This is a genomic window from Luteibacter sp. TLI7-4A (assembly GCF_056754745.1).
Window position 1 is genome coordinate 3,103,610 of the sequence record NZ_JBPGWO010000001.1, and the last position, 23,751, is coordinate 3,127,360.

Below are 23,751 nucleotides of genomic sequence, written 5' to 3' on the forward strand. Positions count from 1 at the left end.
CCAAAACAGGAAGCTTAGCAAAGGCGGGAGAAGGAACCCGTAGGATTTTTTACCCGACGGACCGCCCCGGTTCAGCGAGCGGGGAGATGCCGTGGCCGTCAGCCGCGGCGGTGCGGAAACAGGTCGACCGGATACTCGGCCTTCTGCTCGCGCCCCATGAGCGCGCGCAGACCTTCGGCCGGCGTGACCTCGCCATGCAGCACGGCGCGCACGGCGGCCGAAATCGGCAAATCAAGCCCGTGGAACCCTGCCAGCCTTGCCACTTCGTCGGCGGTGACGACACTTTCGACCACCTGCCCGATCTGGCGCACGGCCTCGTCGAGCGGGATGCCCTTGCCCAGGGCGAGACCCAGGCGCCGGTTGCGTGACAGGTCGCCGGTGCAGGTAAGCACCAGGTCGCCCAGGCCGGCGAGGCCCATCAGGGTTTCCGCGCGCGCGCCGAGCGCCACGCCGAGGCGCAGCATCTCGTTCATGCCACGGGTGATGAGGCCAGCCCGCGCGTTGAGCCCGAGTTCCATGCCGTCGGCGACCCCCGTGGCGACGGCGAGGACGTTCTTCATCGCGCCGCCGAGTTCGGCACCGAGGATGTCGTTACCCGTATAGGCCCGGAAGTTGGGTGCGTGCAGGAGCACAGCCAGTTCCTTGCCGAAGGCTTCGTCCGTGGCATGCACCGTCACGGCGCTGGGCAGGCCGGCGGTCACCTCGCGGGCGAACGACGGACCGGTGACCACGGCCGCGGGCCGCCCCGGCAGTTTCTCGTCGACCAGTTCGTGCAGGAAACGACCCGTGCCGGTTTCGAACCCCTTGGTGGCCCACGAAACCTTCGCGCCAGGATCGAGCAGGGGCACGATCTGGTCGAGCAACGCGGCAAACGCATGGCTGGGCACGACCAGCAGGACGATGTCGGCACCGCGCAGCACGGTGGCGAGATCGGCCTCGTATACGAGCTCCGGCGGCAGGTCGAGATCGGGCAGGTAACGCAGGTTGCGCCTTGCCGACGCCATGGCCGCCAAGGCTTCCGCGTCGCGTCCCCACAATCGCGTGGGGACGTCGTTACGGGCCAGGAGCGCGGCCAGTGCGGTCCCCCATGACCCGGCGCCGAGAACGGCGACGGTGGGTCGGGAAGTGGGACTCATCGCTCAGCTGTTGAGCGGATGGGCCCCGGCGCCTTCGAGCTGCTGGCGCTGCTGTTCGGCGTAGAGGGCATCGAAATTGATCGGCTGGAGCAGGAACGGCGGGAAGCCACCCTCCTGGATCATGGACGACACCATCTGGCGCGCATACGGGAACAGCAGGTTCGGGCAGTACGAGCCCAGGATGCCGTCGCGGTCGTCATTGGTGAAGCCGCCGATACCGAAGATGCCGGCCTGGTGCACTTCTGCCAGGTAAGCCGTGCGCTCGCCCAGGTTGCAGGTGAGCGTGAGGCTGAGCACGACTTCGAAGAGATCGTTGCCGAGGTCGACGGCCTTGTGGCCGAGGTTGAGCTGGACCTGGGGCTGGGCCTCGGTCTCGCCCATTTCCTGGAACACCTGGGGGGCGTTCGGGGCTTCGAAGGAGGCGTCCTTCACATAGATCTTCTGCAGCACGAGCTGCGGCTGGCCGGCCTGGCCGTTGGCGGTGATTTCTGCCATTGCGTGGTCCTCGAAAAGGCGTCGTGTGGTCTGATTGCGTGCCAGTGGCACGAAAGCGGGGATTGTTTCACACAACCCGCCGCGCCGCACAGTCCGGCTTGCGCCAGCGTGTGGGATTCTGAGAGAATGCCCGGCTTCCCTATGCCGACCCGACACGTCGGGCAGGCCCGTCATGCGATGCGGGCCCCATCGGCGGAAGCGCTCCACCCGCCAGCCATCGCGTGGCGACCCGTTTCCCGGGTCGCGGCTGGGCCGTCGCCGTCCTGGCCAAAGGATGGTCCAACGAATCTAGAGGAGGCCACCATGGCCCGTAGATGCCAAGTCACCAATAAGGGTGTGCAGACCGGTAACAACGTCTCGCACGCGAACAACAAGACCCGTCGCCGCTGGTTGCCGAACCTGCACGAGCGCCGCTTCTGGGTCGCCAGCGAGAACCGCTGGGTGAAGCTCCGCGTTTCCAACCACGCGCTGCGCACCATCGACAAGAACGGCATCGAAGCCGTGCTGGCCGACCTCCGTTCCCGCGGCGAAAAGATCTAAGGAGATCGAACCATGGCAAGCAAGCGCGATAAGCACCGCCTGATTTCCACCGCGGGCACCGGTCATTTCTACACGACCACCAAGAACAAGAAGAACACGCCGGAAAAGATGGTCTTCATGAAGTACGACCCCGTCGTCCGGAAGCACGTGGAATACAAGGAAGGCAAGATCAAGTAACGCACCGCGTTCAACGCGCAGCGTTTCCTGACTTCGAAGAACCCGCCTCACGGCGGGTTTTTTTGTGGCCCGGCTTCGCCCGTGGTTGGGGTGGCGGCCGACGGCTCTCCCAAACACGGAGGGGTCGCGTGGCCCAAGCAACGCCCGCGACCCGGGCGGATGCCGTCTCCGTGTGAAACACCCTCACGCGGGCGGGAAGCGGTAGGCAGCACGGAGAGCGGCACGCGATACGTGGCGAGCGGTGCTCTTTCCCACCAGCCCACCCCAGGGTCGAGAGAGCTGCCGGGCGCCACCCTCGGCGCGACATTAGGAGCCGAGGACGGGCGGGCGGAGAAGGCCCGCAGGGGGCCGGCCTGGACGGCCGGCCGTTTCCGCTGAGCCAGGAAGGCGAATCGGAAACCCCCGCCCGACCGTCCGAGCCCGCCGGGGCGCAGCCATCAAACACGGCCGCGCAGCGGCATCCCTTCCCAAGGGACGGCGACTACCGTCGCGCCGAGGGTGGCGCCCGGCAGCTCCCCCGCCACGCCACGCAACGAACGCGAGGGCGAAGCCGAGCCGGAAGCCCCACCCACCCCACGACACAAAGCAAAAAAAACCCCGCCATGAGGCGGGGTTTTCAGTGACCGAGTCCATGCGGGAGGGTTACGCGCCCACCGCCGAATAGCCCTTGAGCCGTTGCGCGAACTGTTGCAGCGAGCGGATGCCGCTCTGCTCGGCTTCCACGATCCACTGCTGCAAGGCCTTGAGCGACTTGTCGGCACCGCGTTCTTCCATCAGGGCCACGAGCCGGGCGCGGAACTCGCACACGGTACGCAGCGCCGGGCGGTTGGCCAGGGCGGCTTGCAGGCGCTCGCGGGCGTCGTTGTCGAGCCAGCGGCCACCATCGGCCAGCGCACGGCGCAGGCGACGCGGCACGGACTTGATGCTGTCCCCGGCCTGACCCATTTCTTCGCGCATCGTGGGCAGGATCACGTTCCGGTAATAGTCGGTGGTGGCCTGGAAGCGCAGGGTCAACACACCCTTCAGCGTCTCTGCGTCAGGCAGGTGCACGTTCGGACGGATGTTCAGGGTGGGCGCGACGCGCAGCACCTTGGCCAGGCCCAGGAAGCGCAGGCTGCAGATCGCCGCCCAGCCGATGTCGAACTCCCACTTGCGCAGGGCGAACTTCGCCGAACTGGGGAAGGCGTGGTGATTGTTGTGCAGTTCTTCGCCACCGATCCAGAAACCCCAGGGCGAGATGTTCGTCGCCTTGTCAGAGCTCTCGAAGTTGCGATAGCCCCACCAGTGACCGATGCCGTTGACGAAACCGGCCGCCCAGAAGGGGATCCAGATCATCTGCACCGCCCAGATCGCGAGACCGATCACACCGAACAGCGAAATATCGATGATGGCCATGAGCGTCGGGCCCCAGTAGGGGTGACGGCCGAACAGCTTGCGCTCGAACCAGTCGTCCGGCGTGCCGCGGCCGTACTTCTCCATGTCGGCCTTGTTGTAGCTGGCCTCGCGGTAGAGCGCCACGCCGTCCAGGAAGACCTTCTTGATGCCCGCGATCTGCGGGCTATGCGGGTCTTCCTCGGTTTCCACCTTGGCGTGGTGCTTGCGGTGGATGGCCACCCATTCCTTCACCACCATGCCGGTGGTCAGCCAACCCCAGAAACGGAAGAAGCCGTTGAGGGTCCAATGGAAATCCACGCCACGGTGGGTCGCGCTGCGGTGGTAGTACAGCGTCACCGTGAAGATGGTGAGCTGGGTGACCACGAGCAGATAGACCAGCATCTCGCCCCAGCTTGCGCGGGTGAGTCCGTTGGCCAGGAAATCGAGCAGGGTGTCGAGCATCGAGTCGGTACCGCGCGGGAAGTGAAAGGAGACGTACAAGTCCAGTCTAACCAGCAACATCCATACCCACCAGCACGGAAAGCGGCAAATTGTGAAAGGAGTTGTTGTGGGATCGCGAGCCCATTCCGCACAATCGCCGGATGACTTCCCGTCCACCCGTTCAGACTGATCACGACCGCCTCGCACGTTGGGCGCAAGATGCTACGCATAGCGCGACGATCGCCGACGTAGTCGCATGAGCACGAGTCAATGCTGAATATCGAAGGCATTTCGCGACGTCGTTCCGGCCGGGAAGCGGTGACGGACGTGTCCTTTTCCCTGAACCGCGGTGAAGTACTGGGCCTGCTCGGTGTGAATGGCGCGGGAAAATCCACGACGCTTTCGATGCTTTCCGGCGTGCTCCGGCCCGACCGTGGGCGGATCGAACTCGACGGCCGGGATTTCGTCGCCCATCCCGCCCTTGCCCGCCAGCTCGTCGGCTGGCTTCCCGAGAGCGCGCCGTCATGGCCCGAACTCTCCGTGGAAGAGCACCTCATCGCGTTCGCCCGGCTGCGCGGGGCCACCCGGCAGGCGGCGCGGCGGGCCGCGCAATCGATCATCGCGCGGCTGCAACTGGGCGACCTGCGCCGGCGCCTCGCCGGCGTCCTGTCCCAGGGCCAGCGCCAACGCCTCGGCCTGGCGTGCGCCCTGGTGCACGACCCCGCCCTCATCATCCTCGACGAACCGGCCAACGCCCTGGACCCGATCCAGGTGGGGGAACTGCGCAAGCTGATCCGCGAGCGCGCCATGGCCGGTTCGGCCGTCATTCTTTCGACGCACGTCCTCGCCGAGGTCGTCGCCGTCTGCGATCGCGTGGCCATCCTTCATGAAGGACGTCTGCGCCACGACGCGCCGCTGGGCGGAGAAGACGGTGGCGCCTCGCTGGAGAGGGTCTTTTTCGGCATCGCCACGGGGGCCGCGGCATGAGCGTCTCCGCCGTCGCCGGTCTCGAACTGAAGCGTCTCGCCGTCCGCCCGCTGGCCTGGGCGCTGGCCGCGCTGACCATCGCCTGGCTGGCCTGGACCTTCGTGCTCGGGCTGGGCCAGTTCCTCGGCGCCCAGGTGAAGCTCGCCGCCGTCGCCGACGCCCCGGGCTTCACCGATCTCGTGGCGATCCCCCTGCTCGCCGAACTGGCCAAGCTCGCCTTCCTCGTCGTTCCGTTGATGACCATGACCCTGATTGCCGGCGAACGCCGTGCCGGCACGCTGGCCCTCCTCGCCTCCACGGGCTTGCCGCCATGGCGCATCGTGCTCGGCAAGTACCTGGCCGTGCTCGCGTGGCTGGCCTTGTGGCTGCTGGCCACCCTGGCGATGCCCCTGGTCGTCGGCTTCGGCTCCACGGCGGACTGGGGCAAGCTCGCCTCGGCCACCCTCGGCACCGCGCTTTTGCTGGCCACGCTGGCCGCGATCGGCATCGCCTGCTCCGCGGCGACCGCCTTCCCCGCCATCGCCGCGGCGATGACCCTCATCGTGACGCTGGCCCTCTGGACGATCGACCGCGGCGCGCAGGCGGCCGGCGTCAGCGGTGGCTTCCTCGAATGGCTCACCATGGCGACGCATCTGCAAAACCTCCTGCGCGGTCTCGTTGCATCCAGCGACCTGGCCTGGTTCGCGCTGGCGATCGCCTTGTCGTTGAGTCTCGCCATCCGTCGCCTGGCTTCCGACAGGGAGCGTCAGTGATGCGCCGCCTCGATCGTTGGCTCGTGCTGCTCGGCCTCTTCGTGGCCGCCGGTTGCATCGGCTTCCTCAGCTCGCGCCACGTATGGACCTTCGACTGGACGCGGGGCGCGCGCGCCAGCCTCGCACCCGAGAGCATCGCGGTGCTGGACAAGCTGCGCGGCCCGGTCGACGTCGTGGGCTACATCTCACCCACCGGGCCGTTGCGCGAACAGATCGCCGCCGTGCTCGAACGCTACATCCGCGAAAAGAAGGACCTCGCGCTGTCCTTCGTCGACCCCGACGTCGATCCCGCCGCCTCACGCCAGCTGGGCATCGCCGGCGACGGCGCGCTGCTGGTTCGCTACCAGGGTCGCGAGGAACGCGTCGAAAGCCCGATCAACGAACGCAATTTGTCGAACGCCCTGGAGCGCCTCGCCCGCGGTGGCCAGCGGATCGTCGCCTTCGTGACGGGTGACGGCGAACGCCAGGCCGACGGACACGCCAACGCCGACCTCGGTGTCTTCATGAGCCAGGTCGAGCGGCGCGGCATCCGCGCCGTGCCGCTCAATTTCAGCCAGACCCGGGGCGTGCCCGAGCATACCGACCTGGTGGTGCTTGCCAGCCCCAGCGCTCCTCTTCCGGCGGCCACCGTCGGCGCGCTCGTCGACTATGTCCGCGGTGGCGGCAACCTGTTGTGGATGGCCGAGCCCGGCAATGGCGACCTCGGCACCGGCGCCATCGCCGACGTGCTGGGCGTTCGCGTACTGCCCGGCGTGCTGGTCGATGGCCAGGGAAGCACACTCAACGTCGACGACCCCCGCATCGTCGTGGTCGGCGATTACCCCTTCCATGCGATCACCCGGGCGTTTCGCGACACCACACTGTTCCCCCAGGTATCCGCGCTCGCGCAGGTATCCGATCACGATTGGGCGGTCGTGCCCTTCCTGCGTTCGGGCGAGCGCAGCTGGACGGCATTCGGTGGCATCGACAACGACAAGCCTTCCACCGTCGCCTTCCATCCCGAGGCGGGCGAACTGAAGGGACCCCTCGACTTCGGCTTCGCCCTGAACCGCCTCTCGCCCAGCCCGGCCAAGAGCGAACAACGCGCCGTGATCGTGGGCGATGGCGACTTCCTCTCCAATACCTACGTCGGCAATGGCGGCAACCGCGCCCTGGGCGAGCGCATTATCGATTGGCTGCTGGGCGACGACGTGCTCGTGGACTTGCCCGCCCGCGGGGCGCCGGATCGCGTGATCTCGCTCTCCCAGGAGGGCCTCAATGCGGTCACGCTGGGTTTCCTGGTCGCGCTGCCACTCGTGCTCCTGGGCTTGGGCGCGGGCATCGCATGGCGACGACGGAGGCGATGAGGTGAAAGCCAGGCTGGCGGGCCTCGCCCTGCTCGTATTCCTCGTCGCTGCCGTGGCATGGCAGTGGCACGCCGATGACGCCCAGGCGCGCGCGTTCACGCTCACCCCGCTCGATCCGGATGCCGTGCAAAGCATCGAAGTCGAGCTGAAGGGACTGCCGGCGCAACGGTTCGACCGGCGCGACGGACACTGGACCAGCCCGGCGGGTCCGGTCGACGAAGGACGGGCACAGGAACTAGCCGCGCTGGCGGCGACGCCGGTGTCGGCGTGGACGCCGGCCAGTGGCTTCGAAGCGGCGAAGATCGGCCTGGCGCCGCCCCTGGCCATCCTGATCCTGGACGGTACGCGCATCGAATTCGGGGAGATGACGGCATTGGGCAAGCAGCGCTATGCGCGCGTGGCGGGACGGGTCGCGTTCGTGCCTGCCCAGGCGTTGCCGCGTGCGCCGCGGACGGCTTCGCTACCGACGACCACGTCGACCGCCCGGTAGGTACGCGGACGGCGCGCTCCCCTCTGCCGACGGCGCTTGCCAGGCGCGACGGCACACCCCATCTTTCACGCATGCCAGAACTGCCCGAAGTAGAAACCACGCGTCGCGGTATCGCTCCCCACATCGAGGGCCGCCGTGTCACGGGCGTGGTACTTCGCCGTCCGGACCTGCGCTGGCCCATCCCCGCGGAGGTTTCGACGTTGCTGCCGGGACAGGTGATCGACAGCGTGGAGCGGAGGGCGAAATACCTGCTCTTGCGGACCGAAGCAGGCACCGCGCTGTTGCACCTGGGCATGTCGGGCATGCTGCGCGTGCTCCCCGCGGATACGCCGATCGGCAAGCATGACCACGTCGACATCGCGTTCGACTCCGGGCAGGTGCTGCGCTTTACCGATCCCCGCCGCTTCGGCGCGTTGCTTTGGCAGATGCCGGGCGAAACGCACGAATTGCTCGAAGGTATCGGGCCCGAACCGCTCACCGAGGCGTTCGATGGCGACCTGCTGTGGCGGGTGTCGCGAGGCCGCTCCGCCGCGGTGAAGACGTTCCTGATGGACAATGCCGTCGTCGTCGGCGTCGGCAACATCTATGCGAGCGAAGCCTTGTTCGCCGCCGGCATCGACCCGCGTCGCGCGGCCGGGAAGATATCGCTCGAACGCTATCGAAAGCTGGCGATGGAGGTGAAGCGCATCCTCGCCCATGCCATCGACCGGGGCGGTACGACACTGCGCGATTTCCTCGCACCGGATGGAGCGCCCGGTTATTTCTTCCAGGAACTCTTCGCGTACGGGCGTGCGGATGAACCCTGCAAGGTATGTGGAAAGGCCATCCGCGTCGTGACGCTCGGCCAACGCGCTTCCTTCTATTGCCCGGGCTGCCAGAAGTAGCAGGGACGACGTGAAATGACGGCCTGGCCCTACGGCGCCGCAAGGGTGTGACTTCCTAGACTTCCGTGCCACATCCCTGCCACGGAAGCTCCGCATGAACAGCCCACGCCCGAAGCCGATCATCCGACGCGGTGCGTTCCTCGCCCTCGGCATCGGCCTACTGGCCGGCACGGCCCTTGCCGACGCTCCCGCGGACACGAGCCGGCCATTCGACCGCTACAGCTGGGTGACCAGCCACAACGCCTTCACCAGCAACGGCCTGTTCCCCAACCAGACCCAGACAGTGAGCGAGCAGCTTGCCGGAGGCGTGCGCGGACTGATGCTCGACCTGCACTCCGGCCAGGGGCGCGTGCTGCTCTGTCACAACGTATGCACAGGCCAGGCGCAGCCCCTCGCCGACCTCGTCAACGAGGTGCTCTTGCCGTTCCTGGAAAGCGACCCCGACGCGATCGTCAGCCTTCACCTGGACGATTTCACCGATGCGAACGACCTGGTCGCCGAACTCGGAAAGTCGCCGGGCCTGGTAGGAAAGACCTTCGATCCCCATGCATGGCCGACACCGGAATGACCCACGCCCGAGGACATCGTCAAGAGCGGGCAGCGCGTGCTCATCTTCAGTCTCAAGCGCGACAACAGTGGGGCATTGATGACCCGCGCGGGTGCGATCCACATCATGCCAAGCGAGGATTTCACCGTGGAAAACTACTGGAGCCTCGGCGCGACACCCCTGACCCACGACAACAGCTGCCACAGCCGCTGGGACACCCCGTTATCGCGCCGGGAGATCCCGGGCAAGCCCGGCTGGCGGCCATTGTTCACGATGAACCAGTTCCACGGAGCACCGTTCGAAAGCCATGCCCGCAGCGACAACGATTTCGACCGGCTCCAGAGCCGGTACCTCGATCATTGCCGCCCTTCCGCACGACGCAAACCGAACTTCGTCGCCGTGGATTTCCACCAGCACGGCGATACCGCGCGCTTCGCGAACTGGCTCACGCGGTCGGCGCCGGACGAACTGCCGTGAACCGGATCAGTCCGGCCAGCGCATGTCCGCATGGGAGTTGTTGAAGGCGGGGTCTTCTTCGTTGCCGGACAAGGTCACCGCCAATCCACCCGGCACGCCGTCGACATCGATCGTCTGCGCGGGATCGAAATGCGCACCCAACGCCCCCAGTTCCACGAAACGCTCGGCCAACGCGCCGGCGCGATCGATCTCGCGATCGGGCACGTTGGCGAGGCTGATGTCCGGACGACCGAACTTGCGCATGCCGCGTGTGCGAATCCAGGAACGCCCCTTGGCTTCTTCGGGGCTGCAGAGGATCAACACGTGGTGGCGAGGGGGCGCGCCGCCCTGCACCAGGTAATGCTCGCGCCAGCCTGCGGCGTCGAACAACGTGAGTATCTGCGGGTCGACGACCGCCTTGCCACCGATGTCGGTCAGCGCGGCCACCACGCCGAGCGTGTCGCGCAGGTAGTCCAGGCGGTCGCGATCGGCGAAGCGGCCACGAATGGCCACGACATGCGGAGCGGCCTTGGCCGCCTGGAAGGCTTCCGGATTGTCTTCGCGCAAGAGTTCGCCAAGCGCGCCGGACAGGGGATAGCCTTCCCAGCGCGCGAGCACCGCGTTCTGGAAGCGCTGCAACTCCACGCCCTCCGGCAGCCCCGGGCTACCGTAACGGGCGGCGGGAATGGCCAGGTCCTCGGCGAAGGCGCCGAACACGAAGAACAGCAAGACCGCCTGCTCGTCACTCGGTTTCCAGTAGGGGCGCGGCCATTCGGCGGCGTGTGGCGTCGTCTCGGTCACGCGTGGCTTCCTTCGTCGGGATCGTTTTCTCCGAGCGGCAGCACCGATTGCTGCAACTCGATACGGCCGTCACCGCCGGTAATGCTCTTGAATTCGGCGCGGCTCACGGAGACATAGCGGTCGTTGCCACCGATCTCAACCTGCGGCCCCTGGGTCACCGCACGGCCGTGCTCGTCGACCCGCACCACCATGGTGGCTTTCTTGCCCGAATGGCAGATCGTCTTGATCTCCTCCAGGTTGTCGGCCCAGGCCAGGAGGTACTTGCTGCCTTCGAAGAGCTCGCCACGGAAATCCGTGCGCAACCCATAGGCGAGCACCGGAATGCCAAGGCGGTCGACCACGTCGGAAAGCTGCCAGACCTGGGCCTTGCTCATGAACTGGGCTTCGTCCACCAGCACGCAATGCAGGGGACCGCGGCGCTCGATATCCCGCTCCACGAGACCGAAGATGTCGTCCTCGCCGCCGAAACGCATCGCCCGGGCCTGCAGGCCGATACGCGAGGCCACGATGCCCTCGCCATAGCGATGGTCCAGCGCCGGCGTGAGAATGAGCGTGCGCATGCCGCGCTCGTGGTAGTTGTGCGCGCTTTGCAGCAGGGTCGTGGTCTTGCCGGCGTTCATCGCCGAGTAATAGAAGTAGAGCTTGGCCATGCGGTCGGTCCGGTGCGTGACCAGGCATGGTACCGCCAAGCCCGCCGGCCGGCATACGGCCCGCCTCCCCACCTGCTAACATCCGTGGCCTCGTCCGCCTGTCCTACGGCCGATCCCGATGCTCAACCCGCAACAACACGCGGCCGTCGAATACTGCGACGGCCCCCTCCTCGTGCTGGCCGGCGCCGGCTCCGGCAAGACCCGTGTCATCACGGAAAAAATCTCCCATCTCATCTCGCGCCGGCACCTGGCCGCGGAAAAGATCGCCGCCATCACCTTCACCAACAAGGCGGCGAAGGAGATGCGCGAGCGCGTCGGCCGGCTCATCTCCGATGACGCGGCGAAAGCCCTTACCGTCTGCACCTTCCACGCGCTGGGCCTGAAGTTCCTGCAGATCGAGCATGAGCGCGCGCGGTTGCGGCGAGGCTTCTCCGTGCTCGATGCCGACGACAGTTCCAACATGATCAAGGAACTGTCACCCAAGGGAGTGAAGCCGGAGGTCATCCAGGGCATCCGCAACCTCGTCGGCCGCGCGAAGAATGCCGGGCTCACGCCCGAGGAAGCCATGGCTTCGGCGCGCAGCCCACGCGAGATCGAAGCCGCGACGATCTACGACCTCTACCAGCAGCGCCTGGCCGCCTTCAACGCGGTGGACTTCGACGACCTGATCCGCCTGCCCCTGCGCATCCTCGAAAGCGATGCCGACGCACGCGCCATCTGGCAGGAACGGTTGCGTTACCTGCTGGTGGACGAATACCAGGATACCAACGACGCCCAATACCGCCTGCTCAAGGCACTCTCCGGCCCGAAAGCGCGATTCACCTGCGTCGGCGACGACGACCAGAGCATCTACGCATGGCGCGGCGCCAATCCGGAAAACATCGATCAACTCGGCCGCGACTTCCCGCAGCTTCGCGTCATCAAGCTGGAACAGAACTATCGCTGCGCGAAGCGCATCCTGCGCGCGGCGAACCAGTTGATCGCGAACAATCCGCACGTGCACGAGAAGAAGCTGTGGAGCGACCACGTCGAAGGTCCACCCATCCGCGTCATCGAGTGCAAGGACAGCGAGCACGAAGCCGAGCGCGTCGCCGCCATCGCGGCGAACCTGCACGCCAAGTACAAGGACAAGGGCATCCGCTGGGATGATTTCTGCATCCTGTACCGCGGCAATTTCCAGGCCCGCGCCATCGAGAAGGCCTTGCGCCTGGCAAGCGTGCCGTACCACCTCAGCGGCGCGCTCTCGTTCCTCGACCGCGCGGAGGTGAAGGACATCCTTTGTTACCTTCGCCTGCTCACCAACCCCACCGACGACGCGGCCTTCCTGCGCGTGGTGAACGTACCCAAGCGCGAGATCGGGGCGACGTCGCTGGAGAAGCTCGGCCAGATGGCGCAAGCGCGCAATGCGTCGTTGCTCGACGCCGCGCGCAGCGACGCCGCGCTGAAGAATATCTCGCCACGCCCCGCATCGGCGCTGGCCGGTTTCGCGCGACTGATGGACGAACTGCGCAGTCACGCCGTCCACGAGAGTGCCGCCGAACTCGTCAACACCGTCATCGAGAAAACCGGCTACGGCGCGCAGATCGCCGCGTCCACGCCCGACGAAGCGCTCCGCGAACGCCGTCTCGGCAACCTGCGCGAGCTGGTGGACTGGTTCCGCGCGATGGGCAGGGACGGCGGCCGCACCGGCGATATCGCCGCCCAACTGGCGCTGCTCAGCCACGCCGACCGTGACGACCCGGGCAATGCGCTACGCATGATGACCCTGCATTCGGCCAAGGGGCTGGAATTCCGCTTCGTCTTCATCGTCGGATGCGAAGACGGCACGCTGCCGCATGAAGGCGCGATCGACGAGGGTCGCCTCGATGAGGAACGACGCCTGATGTACGTGGGCATCACGCGGGCCAAGGAGATGTTGACCTTGTCGTTCGCGGCGCGGTCGCGCAAGTACGGCGAGATCCTCAACAACGATCCCAGTCGCTTCCTCGGGGAACTCCCGCAGGACGACCTGCACTGGGACGGCAAGGATCCCGACGCCGACGCCGAGGTGAAGAAGGAGACCGCCGAGACGCACATGGCGAGGATCAGGGCGATGCTGGCCGGCGGCGCCTGATGGCCGAGCCGGCGCTGGCTCAGATGAGTTTTTCGGCTTCGAGTTCGCTCTTGAGGTAGGCGTAGTAGATCGGCGCGGCCACGAGCCCCGCCAGGCCGAATGCCGCCTCGAACACCAGCATCGCCACGAGCAATTCCCATGTCCGTGCGCGGATCTGGCCGCCGACGATGCGCGCGTTGAGGAAATACTCCAGCTTGTGCACCACGATCAGGAAGCCTAGCGCGGCCACGCCCACCCATAGCGAGACGGACAACGCCGCGATGGTCACGAGCGTGTTCGATATGAGGTTACCCACCACGGGCAGCAGGCCCGTCACGAAGGTCACCAGCACCATCGTCTTCGCCAACGGCACGTGCACGCCGAACAATGGCAGCGCGACGAGAAGGAAGATCGCCGCCAGCGCGGTGTTGATCGCGGAGATCTTCAACTGGGCGAAGATGATGTTGTGGAACGCATGGGCCAGTCGCATCGCACGGGTCGACAACTCGAACGACAGCGGCCGCGCCGGACGGCCGCCCGCGCCATGGGTCACCGCGACGATCGCTCCCAGGACGAGGCCAATGAGGATATGCGCGAACACGCGCGCGGTCGTGGTGCCAGCCAGGCGAAGGTCGCCGGAATGCTCGTGCATCCAGGCCATGCCCTGTTCGCGGAAGTCGACGAAGCTGTCGGGAAGGCGCGAGGTCAACCAGGGCGGCAATTGCTCGTGGGCCTTGCTTAGCAAGGGCAGCAGTTTGCTGTCCCATAATTCCTGGGGATCACCGATGTCGCGCCGGTAGAACGACAACGCGGCCACGACGATGAGGATGATCGCGCCCACCACGACCACGGTGACCACGCCGACCGCGATCAATCGCGCGCGTTCGCCGGGAATGACCCGCCGGATAAGTGGCGTGAGCGCTTCCACGACCTCGTACACCAGCAAGCCGGCGAGCAGTGCCGAGACGAGGTGGAGCATCAGGATGCCCCACAGTGCCAGCGCCGCGAGCACGTAGGTGGCGATCCGGATGCCGCGCGGGTCGTGCGGGATACCCGCCATATGTTCAACTCCTCGAAGGTGGCGCGATTCCAGCAGCCGGGCGATGAACGCTAGATCAAGCGCTCCGCTTCCAGTTCAGCCTTCAGGTACGCGTAGAAGATCGGCGCGGCCACCACGCCGGGGAGCCCGAAGGCGGCTTCGAACAGCAACATGGCCACCAGCAACTCCCACGCCCGCGCACGGATCTGGCCGCCGACGATGCGCGCGTTGAGGAAATATTCGAACTTGTGGATGACGATGAGGAATGCCAGTGCCCCCAATCCCACGTACAACGACACCGACAGGCCGACGATGGTGATCGCCGTGTTCGACAACAGGTTGCCGATGACCGGTAACAATCCGACCACGAAGGTGATCACGATCAGCGTCTTCGTCAACGGCAGGTGCACGCCGAAGAGCGGCAGTACGCAAAGCAGGTAGATCGCCGTGAACAGCGTGTTGAACAGCGAGATCTTGATCTGGGCGAAGACGATGTTGTGGAAGGCGTCGGCGAGCCGCGCGCTGCGCAGGCTCAGTTCCGCCGCGAAGGGGCCTATCTGGTGGGTGGGCCGGGCGCGGCTCAATGCGATGATCGCGCCCAGCACCAGCCCGATGATGATATGCACCAGGACACGCGCGGCCTCCTTGCCGGCCAGTTGCAAGGTCACGGCATGCGAGCGCATCCAGTCCATCGCGGTGATGCGCAGGGCGTCCACGCTGTCCGGCAGGCGTTCCACCACGGCCTGCGGCAATTGCTGGCGAGCCCGCTCCACCACGGGCATGAGCTTGTTCTGCCAGAGGTCTTCCGGATTGCCGATCTCGTTGCGGAAGAAACTGATGCCGCCGAGGATGAGCAGGGTGAGCAAACCGACCACGATCACGCCGACGAGGGCGACGGCGAGCACGCGCGCACGGTCGCCCGAAAGCTTCCGCCCCATCAGGGGAGCCGTGGAGACCACGACCTCGTAAACCAGCAGGCCCGCGAGCAAGGCAGGCAGCAGGCGCAGGTAGAGGACGAGGAAAAGACCGAGTCCGGCGGCAATGTAGCTGGCGATGCGCACGGCGTGCGTCCGCGAAGGGGCGGCTTCCATGAGCGGTCTCGTCGTGGATGAGGGCGCAGTCTGTCAGGACGTGGGGTGGTCGCGCCAGAGGCGTGCCGCCGTCGTCATGCTGTCGTAAACTGTCCTGACAATCGCCGCCCACGGGCGCGATGCCTGTTTGCCAGGGGTTTCCATGATGAAGTTCGTCCCGGCCGCGCTCGCGGCTGCCCTCGCCCTCGCCCTCGCCGGCTGCGCCCATGCGCCGCAGGCCACGGCACCGGTTCCCACCCCCGCCGCCGTGGCGCCCGCCGACGCTCCCGCCCCCGGACCTTCCCCCGACGACAACCTCAACGCGGTGGCCTGGTCGCAGAACGCAAGCGAGCACGATTTCATCTACCTGCAAACCTTCCGCGACGCGCGGGAGAAACTTCTCAAGGCGAAGAACGACCCTGACTGGGATGCCCTGCCGAAGGACGATCGTGCAGCCCACCCTTCGCTGAAGGGGCGGAAACCGGCCGTGGTGCTGGACATCGACGAAACCGTGCTCGACAACTCGCCTTACCAGGCACGCCTGATCCGTTCGGGCGGCGAGTTCAACGAGGCCGAGTGGGCCGCCTGGTGCAACGAGGCCATCGCCCGGCCGCTGCCGGGGGCCCTCGAATTCACGAAGTTCGCGGCGGACCATGGCATCGCCGTGATCTACATCTCCAACCGGGCGAAGGACCTCGACGACGCCACGCTCTCGAACCTTCGATCCGCGGGCTTCCCCGTGGCTGGCAAACAGTCCTTCCTCGGCCTGGGCACCTTCGTCGAGGGCTGCGAACAGGTCGGCAGCGAAAAGGGTTGCAGGCGCCAACTCGTGGCCCGGGACTACCGGGTGCTGATGCAGTTCGGCGACCAGATAGGAGATTTCGCGAACGTCCCGGGCAACACCGCCGATGGCCGCGCGAAAGCCATGGCTCCCTATACCGCCTGGATCGGCGAGCGCTGGTTCGTGCTGCCGAACCCCACCTACGGCGCCTGGGAATCGGCCCTCTTCGACAACGACTACAGCCTGCCCCGCAACGAACGACGCCAGAAAAAGATGGATTCGCTTCGCATTAAGTAAATCAATGAGTTAGATGCCTTGACCTGACGTATTGCTTTAGCAATGTCGGCCAACTATCATCTCTCTCGCCAAAACCTGCGGTGCCCAAAGCAAAGCAGGCAAGGCCATTTCCCTTTCCGGCTTCGGGCTGGATAACCCCGTGAGACGTCGCGTCTCCGGGGTTTTTTCTTATGTGCGAACGGTGCGGCCTGACAGGCAGGCCTGGCTCGCCACGGCGCCTTCGGGACTCTTTTGCCTGCGCCGCCAGCCGATAACGCGACAACTCGTCGCCATGTATCCTCCCCATCCCGCCGATAGTGCCGCCGATTGCCCACCATGCGCCGCTCGACTGCCTGGATTCTCCTGCTAGCTCTCGCCCTGCTTGCTGCCTGCGGCAAACAGAAGGAAGCACCGGGCACACCGGGAGGCGGCTCGCCGGAAGACGCCACCCGTGAGTCGCTGGCCCTGCTGCGCGATGGCAAGTTCGAACTGTTCTGGAGGCATACGCTGCCACCGGCCGATTTTGCGATGTTTCGTGCCGATTGGTCGCGGCGCAGCGCGGCACAGGAGGCAATCGCACCCGAGGACCAGGCCAAGTTCGCGGCGGGCATCACGCGCCTGACGGAACCCGATGCGGAAAGAAAGCTCTTCGCCGAGCTGCGCCCCACCCTCGTGCGTTTCGATCGCGATTACAAGGACCAGATGCCCTTGATCGCCGGCGTGGGCCAATCCATGGCGCTGACAGCCATCGATGAGGCCAAAGATCTCACGCTTTCGCAGAAGCGACAGCTACGAGAGATCGTGAACGTGGTCGCACCCTGGACGCAGACTGTCGCCTGGAGCGACCAGGAAAAGGCGAAGGAAGCCATCGGCATCCTCGTCGACACCGCTCGCAAGGCCCACCTGTCCACGTCCGACGCGCTGCATTCGATGAGCTTCGAGCAGTCGATGGCGACCTGGTCCACGGCGTGGCTTGGTTTCAAGCGCTTGCTGAACGTCTACGGCCTGTCGGTCGACAAGAGCTTCGATTCGGTGAGCATCGACACGCTGGAGAACAACGGCGGGTCGGCCCACATCAAGATCACCTACACGCTACTCGACAAACCGATCCAGACCGACGCCACGCTCGTGCTGCTTGACGGTCGCTGGTACGACAGCGACCTGCTCCAGCGCGTCCGCGACGAACATGCACGTCTGGATTCGCCCATTCCCGCCGCCAGCGCACCCGCCCCCTCCTCCTCCACCGCGCCCGCGTCGCGGGTCCCTGGAGCACCCGCGGCAGACGCCAAGGCCCGCTGAGGTCGTACAATCCCACGATGTCCGAAATTCCGATGAGTGCGGATCCGCACGTCCATGTCGCCCGTTCACCCTGGTGGTTCAAACTGCTGGGTCGCCTCCTCGAGCCGTGGGTGCGGATAAAACGTGAGCCCGCCGAGCCCGCGAGCCTGCTTAACAGCGGGGCCGCGGTCTGCTACGCCATCGAGCGCGACGGAACGTCCGATGCGCTGATCCTGGAACGGGCCTGCCGCGAGGCCGGCTTGCCGAGCCCGATGCAACTGCTCGACCTCCCCGGTCGCCGGCGCCGCTCCGTGTTTTCCCTCAGCCGTCGTCAGGGTTGGCTTTTCGGTCGCACCGACTCACGCGGCCCGAAGGAACCGATCGGCCAGCTTATCCGCGCGATCGAGGAAGACCCGACGCGCGATATCCAGGTGGTTCCGGTATCGATATACGTCGGCCGTGCGCCGAATCGCGAATCCGGCTGGTTCAGCGTGCTGTTCGCCGAGAATTGGCTCGTCGTCGGTCGTTTCCGCCGCATCCTCGCCTTGCTGCTCAACGGTCGCGACACCGTCGTGCATTTTTCCGCGCCGGTGTCCCTGCGCAGCGTGCTCGCGGAGTCCGGCGAGCTCACGCCCGAGCGCCTCACGCGCAAGATCGCACGCGTGCTGCGCACGCACTTCCGGCGCATCCGCGCCGCGGTGATCGGCCCCGATCTCTCGCACCGCCGAACCGTGGTCGACGCCGTGCTCAATACCGAGCCCGTGCGCGATGCCATTGCCGCCACCGCGAGCAAGGAAAACATCTCACTGGCGAAAGCGCAGCGACGCGCGCGCGATTTCGCCCTGGAGATCGCCGCCGATTACTCCCACCCCGTGGTGCGCTCGACCTCGTTCTTGCTGTCGAACTTCTGGAACAAGCTTTACGACGGCATCGCGATGCACCACTTCGACAAGGCCCGCGCCGCCGCGCCCGGGCACGAGGTGGTCTACGTACCTTGCCACCGCAGCCATACCGATTACCTGTTGCTGTCCTATCAGCTGCACCATTCCGGCGTGGTACCGCCGCACATCGCCGCGGGCGTGAACCTCAACCTCCCGGTGGTGGGACCGATCCTTCGCCGGGGCGGCGCGTTCTTCCTGCGTCGCAGCTTCAAGGGCAACGCGCTGTATTCCGTGGTGTTCAATGAATACCTGGCCCAACTCGTCGATCGCGGGGTGCCGCTCGAGTACTTCATCGAAGGCGGCCGTTCACGTACCGGCCGCCTGCTCGCGCCACGCGCGGGCATGCTGGCGATGACCTTGCGCGCCTTCCTGCGCGCACCGCGTCGCCCGGTCATGTTCCAGCCGGTGTACATCGGCTACGAGAAGCTGATGGAAGGCACGTCGTACATCGGCGAGTTGTCGGGCAAACCCAAGGAAAAGGAATCGCTGATCGGACTCATACGCGGCCTGAAAGTGCTGCGCCAGCGCTATGGTCATGTCACGCTGAATTTCGGTGAGCCCATCCTGCTCACCCCGATGCTCGACGCCACCGCGGCCAACTGGCGCGAGGCCACGGCCGATCCCGATGCGAAACCCGAATGGATGAGCGGCGTCGTCGACCGCCTCGCCGAACGCATCCAGATAAACATCAATCGCGCCGCCGACGTGAACCCCATCAACCTGCTCGCACTCGCCCTGCTGGCGACCCCGAAGCACGCCATGGCGGAGAACGACCTGCTTGCCCAGATCGAACTCACCAAGGCGCTGTTCCAGGAGCTCCCCTACTCCGACCGCGTGACCATCACGCCGATGAATCCGCAGGGCGTCGTCGCTTACGGGGAGCAGATGGGCTGGATCCGCCGTGTACGCCACCCGCTCGGGGACGTGCTGGTCACCGAGGGTGAACAGGCGGTCCTGCTGTCCTACTTCCGCAACAACGTGCTGCACCTGAACGCGGCAGCCGCATGGGTGGCGGCATGCTTTCTCAACAACCGACGGATGTCGCGTTCCTCGGTACTGCGGCTGGGCCAGCTCATCTACCCGTTTATCCAGGGCGAACTGTTCCTGCCGTGGGACAAGGAAGGCTTCGCGACGCAGGTGCACGACACGATCGAATTCTTCGTCGGTCGCGGCATCCTCGAAACGAGCGCGGAGGGACGGGTGCTCGAGCGCGGCCCCGGCCAGGACGATGGGGCCTACCAGCTACGCGTGATCGCACGCAGCATGTTGCAGGCCTTCGAGCGTTACTACATCGCCATCGCGGCGCTGGTGAAGAACGGCCCGCATACGATGAGCGCGGGCGAGCTGGAGACCGCCTGCACCCTTACCGCGCAACGCCTGGGCATGCTCAACGAGCTGTCGGCGCCGGAGTTCTTCGACAAGGCGTTGTTCCGCGGATTCATCCAGAAACTTCGCGAAGCGAAGATCGTCTGGACCGACGATGCCGGCAAGCTCGATTTCAGCGACGCCCTGGAAGACATGGTGCGCGACGCGCGCGTGATCCTCGCCCGCGAGGTGCGTCACTCGATCCTGAAGATCACGCCAGGTGGCGATGGCGACCGCGACACCGACGCACGCCCTCCGATCGATCCGGATGACGGATCGGCTGGCGAGTCGCTGCACGATCGCCATGTCGCCAATGAGCACACCCGGCACGACACGCACCACTGATCTCCTTGTAGGCGTGGCAGCGGTGAGATGTCAGCGTCGAAGCCGCGACGTCGAGATCACCGCCGTCGCATGTACGAGGCAATACCGGCATCCAGGCGTGTGCGCGCCCACTTACACTGCGCGCCACACGACCTCGAAGCATGCCAATGGATATGGCTCCTGCACAAGCGCCCCCGGCGATCACGCGTACCGCCGGTGAAGACGCCGCCGCGCTCATCCAGCGTATGGGTGACACGCAGCGCTGGCTGATCGATCAACAAGAGTCCTTGCCGCCGATTCCAACGCATGGAAACGCATCGGCGAAGACACCGTTCATGGAACAACTCGCCGCATACTGGCGAGCACCCATCCCGCCCCACCCTGGTCATGTCGCGGTCACGCGCGCCCAGGCCTTCGCCCTCCGCTGGGCGACGGTCATGGGGGATCAGGCCGCGCTCAGCGTCGCTGACGACAGCCTGAGCGAACAAGCCAAGGAGACGATCCTCGCGCTTACCCGCGCACGCGGCGATCTCGTGCCGCCCCAGGTTCGCGTGTGCGAGTTGATGGTGAACGCGCTTCCCTATGCGGGCAGTCTCGTCGTCGTGGATAGCGGGGCCCATGCCTCCGCGCTGCTCTTCTCGGCTGATCGGGGCTGGGAAAGTTTTGGCGACCTGGAGGCACTTCATGCGGAGGTCGAAGAGCGCCTCCGCGAGTCCCTGGCTGCCAGCGTGCCTCTCCCCGGATTGGCTGAAGACGATACATCCGTGCTGACGGGCGAACTCTCCGTGACCTCCCGCGACATCACAGGCAATGTATTCGACGTGCTCGTGCGCAATGTCATCGACGTGCAGCGCCGCAAGGTGATCGACGCGTGGACAAGGCACGACGATCGCGAAGGCGGCCCGCTGCGTCTGGCGGATCGCCTCCACGACGCCCTGATGACCGGGCCGCACCTGGATGTCAACGCCATGCTTCGGCATCGGCAAGCCCGATTGCTGTCGAGCGTGCAGGAGCTGCGACTGGCACAACTTCCCGCCCAGGTTCGCCTGGCATGGGAGCAGGCGCTCGCTGACTACCGAAAGCAACGCGCGGACACCGCGACCATCCTCGCCCGGGACGGATTCGACACGATCGCATCGATCCGGCGGTTCGCGCGTGACGAACTGGCCCTCCGCCTGCGCGCTCGCGGTATCGACGACGACCCCGCGGACATCACGATCGAGCTCTTCGCGACCACGGCCAGTGCCACGCACGGATATATCGGTAGCGATGTCGAACAACGCTCGCTGGTCGATCTGGCCAGCGAAAACCTCGGTTTTCTCGAACTCCGTGGCATGCAGGCGAGAACGGCGAATGGCGGCCTCCTGCTGGCACTAGGTCGCGACGAGATCGTCGACCTGGTTCGCGCACTCGATCTCAGGAACAGCTACCAGGATTATCTCGCGCGCGAGTTGAAGACATCGGCGCGGGGCGCGCGTCTGCGGGCCGCGTCGGCGCGTCTGCAGGAAGCGAGGATGCGCTTCGAGCTGATGGATGCGCGCTCGACCACCTTCATCGAAGGCGATACGAAGGACTTCATCGACGACCATGCCGAACGAGGCTATCGATGGGTGGAGGCGGTCCTTGACGCGCCGGATTCCGCGAGGCACCGTCGCGTCGAAAACCATGAGATCGTCGTGAGCCATGTCGTCTACGAAGGCGCCAGGGTCAAGGATATGCTTGTCATAGGCGTTCGAGGGCAGGGAAGCGTCTATCGGACCGTTTTCTACACTCCGGACGCCCCCGACGGCCGAAGCTTCCGGGAGTTCGACGATCGTCAATCGGCAGCTGCCGGCTTCCTGCACGATCCGGCATTCGAGCAATACGTTGTCGACCGGCTGCCTTCGGCCTGGTCGACGATGGGTCGCGATGGGATCACTCGTCGCTTTCGCGTTTCGGAGGGCACGCGACGTGCCGTGTGGGCTCTTTCGGGACAGAGCGGCGAACGACCTCATACACTGACACAAGGCCGATTCACCGAGGAAGAGATCGCCGGCAACATTTACGACGCATCGTATGACGTGGCGCTGGGCCAACTCGGCCGCGATTCAGCGGACCTCGCTCGTTCGACGGGCGAGGCGGATTACGACCATGCCAGATCGATCGGCATGTTGTCCGCCCGCTTCGCGGAAGGTTTCCTGCCCGTGCGACTGAGCGTTGCCGTGGGCACCCTCAGAGCGCTACACGCGGCATGGCGTAGTGTCGAGAACGTGCGTCGCGACGAGCCGACACGCGCCTTCGAGGATTTCGTCGACGCTTTCGGCTCGATCGGCGACGTGACGGGAAGCCACCTGTTCACGCGTTCGCTCGGCAGGGCGATGCTGCTACGCCAACCCACTCGACCTAACCAACTGGTCATCGGGCCCGTCAGACTGCCCGAGTTCGAGTCGACCTTCGATGTGCGCTACATCGCGCGTGGCGTGACCCTGAAGGGCGCGCGCCCCGCCAAGGACGGCATCTACGAGATCGGCGACGGTCGATTCATCGAGCATCGCGGCCAGCTCTACGGCGTGCACTTCGATAGCGACAACGATACCTGGCGCTTGCGGAAGCCACAGCACACGTCTGCCGACTACGCCCCACCGGTGATCCGTGACGACACCGGCGAATGGCGCTACAACAAGGATGTCGGGCTCCGCGGTGGTACGCCCGACCGCCCCGACTTGTACGATCGGGATCCCGTGGATCTGTTGATGGAATACCGCGGTCTGGTTCCCGAGATCACGGCGCTGACGAACAACGATATCGAGATCATGGTCCAGGCCTTGACGCGACAAGGCCTTCGTTCCGCTGTCGTAAAACGCCTGATCTACGATCGCACGCATGGCCACCCCACGAGTGCCACCCTCGCGCGCCGCTGGGAGACGGCCCTGGAGGAAGCCCGCCGCCCACCGCCCCGCATCCGCGCTCCGTCGCCGCCACCCATTGACGGGTTCGAGCTCGTGAAACTCGAACGCAGCCAATGGCCTTCCACGGTATGGCACTACACCACGCCGCACCGGCACGCGATGTTCAAGGGAACCACGCTCACGCTCAATCAGTCTTTGCCGGCGGCCACCGGCCCCTCCGGCCTGCACGTCATGACACTCGACCCGAGCCGCTCGTCACGTCGAATCGTGGAGATCATGCGCGGTAAACGCCGCACGAACACCTTCACCGACGAGCAGGTGCGGCGCATTGCCGGCGCCTACGTGGAAATCGACCTGGACACGTTGCGCAACCGGCAACGGTCGGACGGAACGTACGAGTTCAACGTCTACACGGTCACCAATCGCTCCGGTCTGGAATTCGTGATCAAGCCGACCTTGCCGGCCCCTGAGCAGGGCATCGCCCCGATTTCACCCACGAGGCAGAGGGATCTCGCCGGCGTCGCCCTGAGGCACGGGGAGTTCCGCACGGGGCTACGTACGCGTTAGCCCTTTGGTCGCACTGATACAGAGCCCAATCTCATCCCCACCGCAAGGAAAGCG

General features: G+C 65.8%; 19 protein-coding genes and 1 pseudogene. 13 read left to right on the top strand and 7 right to left on the bottom strand.

Annotated elements, in window-relative coordinates:
• Positions 1–98: 98 nt before the first annotated feature.
• Positions 99–1,136, bottom strand: a complete 1,038-nt coding sequence (locus ACR9Y6_RS13650) for an NAD(P)H-dependent glycerol-3-phosphate dehydrogenase (protein ID WP_481281771.1) — start codon at positions 1,134–1,136, stop codon at positions 99–101.
• 3 nt (positions 1,137–1,139) lie between these two features.
• Positions 1,140–1,631, bottom strand: a complete 492-nt coding sequence (secB, locus tag ACR9Y6_RS13655) for a protein-export chaperone SecB (RefSeq protein ID WP_306848085.1) — start codon at positions 1,629–1,631, stop codon at positions 1,140–1,142.
• Between the two features lie 303 nt (positions 1,632–1,934).
• Here secB and rpmB point away from each other — a divergent pair, with 303 nt between their 5' ends.
• Positions 1,935–2,171, top strand: coding sequence for a 50S ribosomal protein L28 (gene rpmB / locus ACR9Y6_RS13660; protein ID WP_089981369.1), 237 nt, complete (start codon positions 1,935–1,937; stop codon positions 2,169–2,171).
• A 12-nt stretch (positions 2,172–2,183) separates the two neighbouring features.
• Positions 2,184–2,348, top strand: a complete 165-nt coding sequence (gene rpmG / locus ACR9Y6_RS13665; RefSeq protein ID WP_036109728.1) for a 50S ribosomal protein L33 — start codon at positions 2,184–2,186, stop codon at positions 2,346–2,348.
• Between the two features lie 642 nt (positions 2,349–2,990).
• On the opposite strand, the gene ACR9Y6_RS13670 is transcribed toward rpmG, so the two are convergent.
• A complete protein-coding gene (locus ACR9Y6_RS13670; RefSeq protein ID WP_481282732.1) occupies positions 2,991–4,184 on the bottom strand; it encodes a DesA family fatty acid desaturase in 1,194 nt (397 codons plus the stop codon).
• A 249-nt stretch (positions 4,185–4,433) separates the two neighbouring features.
• Here ACR9Y6_RS13670 and ACR9Y6_RS13675 point away from each other — a divergent pair, with 249 nt between their 5' ends.
• The 6 genes and pseudogenes from ACR9Y6_RS13675 (at position 4,434) to ACR9Y6_RS13700 (ending at position 9,646) form a co-directional block, all read left to right on the top strand.
• Positions 4,434–5,150, top strand: a complete 717-nt coding sequence (locus tag ACR9Y6_RS13675; RefSeq protein WP_481281772.1) for an ABC transporter ATP-binding protein — start codon at positions 4,434–4,436, stop codon at positions 5,148–5,150.
• A complete protein-coding gene (locus ACR9Y6_RS13680; RefSeq protein WP_481281773.1) occupies positions 5,147–5,902 on the top strand; it encodes an ABC transporter permease in 756 nt (251 codons plus the stop codon). Before ACR9Y6_RS13675 ends, ACR9Y6_RS13680 begins: the two co-directional genes overlap by 4 nt.
• On the top strand, positions 5,902–7,248 hold the full coding sequence (locus ACR9Y6_RS13685) for a GldG family protein (protein WP_481281774.1): 1,347 nt from the start codon (positions 5,902–5,904) through the stop codon (positions 7,246–7,248). Before ACR9Y6_RS13680 ends, ACR9Y6_RS13685 begins: the two co-directional genes overlap by 1 nt.
• Position 7,249: 1 nt before the next feature.
• Positions 7,250–7,738 carry a hypothetical protein gene (locus tag ACR9Y6_RS13690; protein WP_481281775.1) on the top strand — a complete coding sequence of 163 codons (489 nt, stop codon included), beginning with the start codon at positions 7,250–7,252 and terminating at the stop codon, positions 7,736–7,738.
• A 71-nt stretch (positions 7,739–7,809) separates the two neighbouring features.
• Positions 7,810–8,622 carry a bifunctional DNA-formamidopyrimidine glycosylase/DNA-(apurinic or apyrimidinic site) lyase gene (gene mutM, locus ACR9Y6_RS13695; RefSeq protein ID WP_481281776.1) on the top strand — a complete coding sequence of 271 codons (813 nt, stop codon included), beginning with the start codon at positions 7,810–7,812 and terminating at the stop codon, positions 8,620–8,622.
• Positions 8,623–8,716: 94 nt separating this feature from the next.
• A pseudogene (locus ACR9Y6_RS13700) lies at positions 8,717–9,646 on the top strand (phosphoinositide-specific phospholipase C-related protein).
• Positions 9,647–9,652: 6 nt separating this feature from the next.
• Here the strand turns inward: ACR9Y6_RS13700 and ACR9Y6_RS13705 are convergent.
• Both ACR9Y6_RS13705 and ACR9Y6_RS13710 read right to left on the bottom strand, forming a co-directional pair.
• Positions 9,653–10,426 (bottom strand): hypothetical protein, encoded by a 774-nt coding sequence (locus ACR9Y6_RS13705; RefSeq protein WP_481281777.1) that lies wholly within the window; start codon positions 10,424–10,426, stop codon positions 9,653–9,655.
• Entirely contained in the window at positions 10,423–11,076 is a 654-nt protein-coding gene (locus ACR9Y6_RS13710; RefSeq protein WP_481281778.1) for a thymidine kinase, read from the bottom strand. The genes ACR9Y6_RS13705 and ACR9Y6_RS13710 overlap by 4 nt, the downstream gene beginning before the upstream one ends.
• A gap of 118 nt (positions 11,077–11,194) precedes the next feature.
• On the opposite strand from ACR9Y6_RS13710, the gene ACR9Y6_RS13715 reads away from it, so the two are divergent.
• Positions 11,195–13,189, top strand: coding sequence for a UvrD-helicase domain-containing protein (locus ACR9Y6_RS13715; protein ID WP_481281779.1), 1,995 nt, complete (start codon positions 11,195–11,197; stop codon positions 13,187–13,189).
• A 19-nt stretch (positions 13,190–13,208) separates the two neighbouring features.
• Here the strand turns inward: ACR9Y6_RS13715 and ACR9Y6_RS13720 are convergent, their stop codons facing one another.
• Both ACR9Y6_RS13720 and ACR9Y6_RS13725 read right to left on the bottom strand, forming a co-directional pair.
• On the bottom strand, positions 13,209–14,228 hold the full coding sequence (locus ACR9Y6_RS13720; RefSeq protein WP_481281780.1) for an AI-2E family transporter: 1,020 nt from the start codon (positions 14,226–14,228) through the stop codon (positions 13,209–13,211).
• Between the two features lie 50 nt (positions 14,229–14,278).
• A complete protein-coding gene (locus tag ACR9Y6_RS13725) occupies positions 14,279–15,298 on the bottom strand; it encodes an AI-2E family transporter (RefSeq protein WP_481281781.1) in 1,020 nt (339 codons plus the stop codon).
• Positions 15,299–15,440: 142 nt separating this feature from the next.
• Here ACR9Y6_RS13725 and ACR9Y6_RS13730 point away from each other — a divergent pair, with 142 nt between their 5' ends.
• The 4 genes from ACR9Y6_RS13730 to ACR9Y6_RS13745 all read left to right on the top strand — a co-directional run bounded on the left by ACR9Y6_RS13730 (position 15,441) and on the right by ACR9Y6_RS13745 (position 23,697).
• The gene (locus ACR9Y6_RS13730) at positions 15,441–16,355 is read left to right on the top strand and encodes a 5'-nucleotidase, lipoprotein e(P4) family (RefSeq protein WP_481281782.1); all 915 of its coding nucleotides are present in this window, start codon (positions 15,441–15,443) and stop codon (positions 16,353–16,355) included.
• 315 nt (positions 16,356–16,670) lie between these two features.
• A complete protein-coding gene (locus ACR9Y6_RS13735) occupies positions 16,671–17,633 on the top strand; it encodes a hypothetical protein (protein ID WP_481281783.1) in 963 nt (320 codons plus the stop codon).
• A gap of 32 nt (positions 17,634–17,665) precedes the next feature.
• Positions 17,666–20,263, top strand: a complete 2,598-nt coding sequence (plsB, locus tag ACR9Y6_RS13740; RefSeq protein ID WP_481281784.1) for a glycerol-3-phosphate 1-O-acyltransferase PlsB — start codon at positions 17,666–17,668, stop codon at positions 20,261–20,263.
• 152 nt (positions 20,264–20,415) lie between these two features.
• A complete protein-coding gene (locus ACR9Y6_RS13745) occupies positions 20,416–23,697 on the top strand; it encodes a dermonecrotic toxin domain-containing protein (RefSeq protein WP_481281785.1) in 3,282 nt (1,093 codons plus the stop codon).
• Positions 23,698–23,751: the final 54 nt, after the last annotated feature.

What these genes read in the sequence shown, in the direction of transcription:
- ACR9Y6_RS13650 (WP_481281771.1), bottom strand. Translation starts at nt 1,136, where the DNA reads ATGAGTCCCACTTCCCGACCCACCGTCGCCGTTCTCGGCGCCGGGTCA.
- plsB (WP_481281784.1), top strand. Translation starts at nt 17,666, where the DNA reads ATGAGTGCGGATCCGCACGTCCATGTCGCCCGTTCACCCTGGTGGTTC.
- ACR9Y6_RS13715 (WP_481281779.1), top strand. Translation starts at nt 11,195, where the DNA reads ATGCTCAACCCGCAACAACACGCGGCCGTCGAATACTGCGACGGCCCC.
- rpmG (WP_036109728.1), top strand. Translation starts at nt 2,184, where the DNA reads ATGGCAAGCAAGCGCGATAAGCACCGCCTGATTTCCACCGCGGGCACC.
- ACR9Y6_RS13670 (WP_481282732.1), bottom strand. Translation starts at nt 4,184, where the DNA reads ATGCTCGACACCCTGCTCGATTTCCTGGCCAACGGACTCACCCGCGCA.
- ACR9Y6_RS13680 (WP_481281773.1), top strand. Translation starts at nt 5,147, where the DNA reads ATGAGCGTCTCCGCCGTCGCCGGTCTCGAACTGAAGCGTCTCGCCGTC.
- ACR9Y6_RS13710 (WP_481281778.1), bottom strand. Translation starts at nt 11,076, where the DNA reads ATGGCCAAGCTCTACTTCTATTACTCGGCGATGAACGCCGGCAAGACC.
- ACR9Y6_RS13685 (WP_481281774.1), top strand. Translation starts at nt 5,902, where the DNA reads ATGCGCCGCCTCGATCGTTGGCTCGTGCTGCTCGGCCTCTTCGTGGCC.
- ACR9Y6_RS13720 (WP_481281780.1), bottom strand. Translation starts at nt 14,228, where the DNA reads ATGGCGGGTATCCCGCACGACCCGCGCGGCATCCGGATCGCCACCTAC.
- ACR9Y6_RS13675 (WP_481281772.1), top strand. Translation starts at nt 4,434, where the DNA reads ATGCTGAATATCGAAGGCATTTCGCGACGTCGTTCCGGCCGGGAAGCG.
- ACR9Y6_RS13735 (WP_481281783.1), top strand. Translation starts at nt 16,671, where the DNA reads ATGCGCCGCTCGACTGCCTGGATTCTCCTGCTAGCTCTCGCCCTGCTT.
- ACR9Y6_RS13730 (WP_481281782.1), top strand. Translation starts at nt 15,441, where the DNA reads ATGATGAAGTTCGTCCCGGCCGCGCTCGCGGCTGCCCTCGCCCTCGCC.
- mutM (WP_481281776.1), top strand. Translation starts at nt 7,810, where the DNA reads ATGCCAGAACTGCCCGAAGTAGAAACCACGCGTCGCGGTATCGCTCCC.
- secB (WP_306848085.1), bottom strand. Translation starts at nt 1,631, where the DNA reads ATGGCAGAAATCACCGCCAACGGCCAGGCCGGCCAGCCGCAGCTCGTG.
- ACR9Y6_RS13725 (WP_481281781.1), bottom strand. Translation starts at nt 15,298, where the DNA reads ATGGAAGCCGCCCCTTCGCGGACGCACGCCGTGCGCATCGCCAGCTAC.
- ACR9Y6_RS13745 (WP_481281785.1), top strand. Translation starts at nt 20,416, where the DNA reads ATGGCTCCTGCACAAGCGCCCCCGGCGATCACGCGTACCGCCGGTGAA.
- rpmB (WP_089981369.1), top strand. Translation starts at nt 1,935, where the DNA reads ATGGCCCGTAGATGCCAAGTCACCAATAAGGGTGTGCAGACCGGTAAC.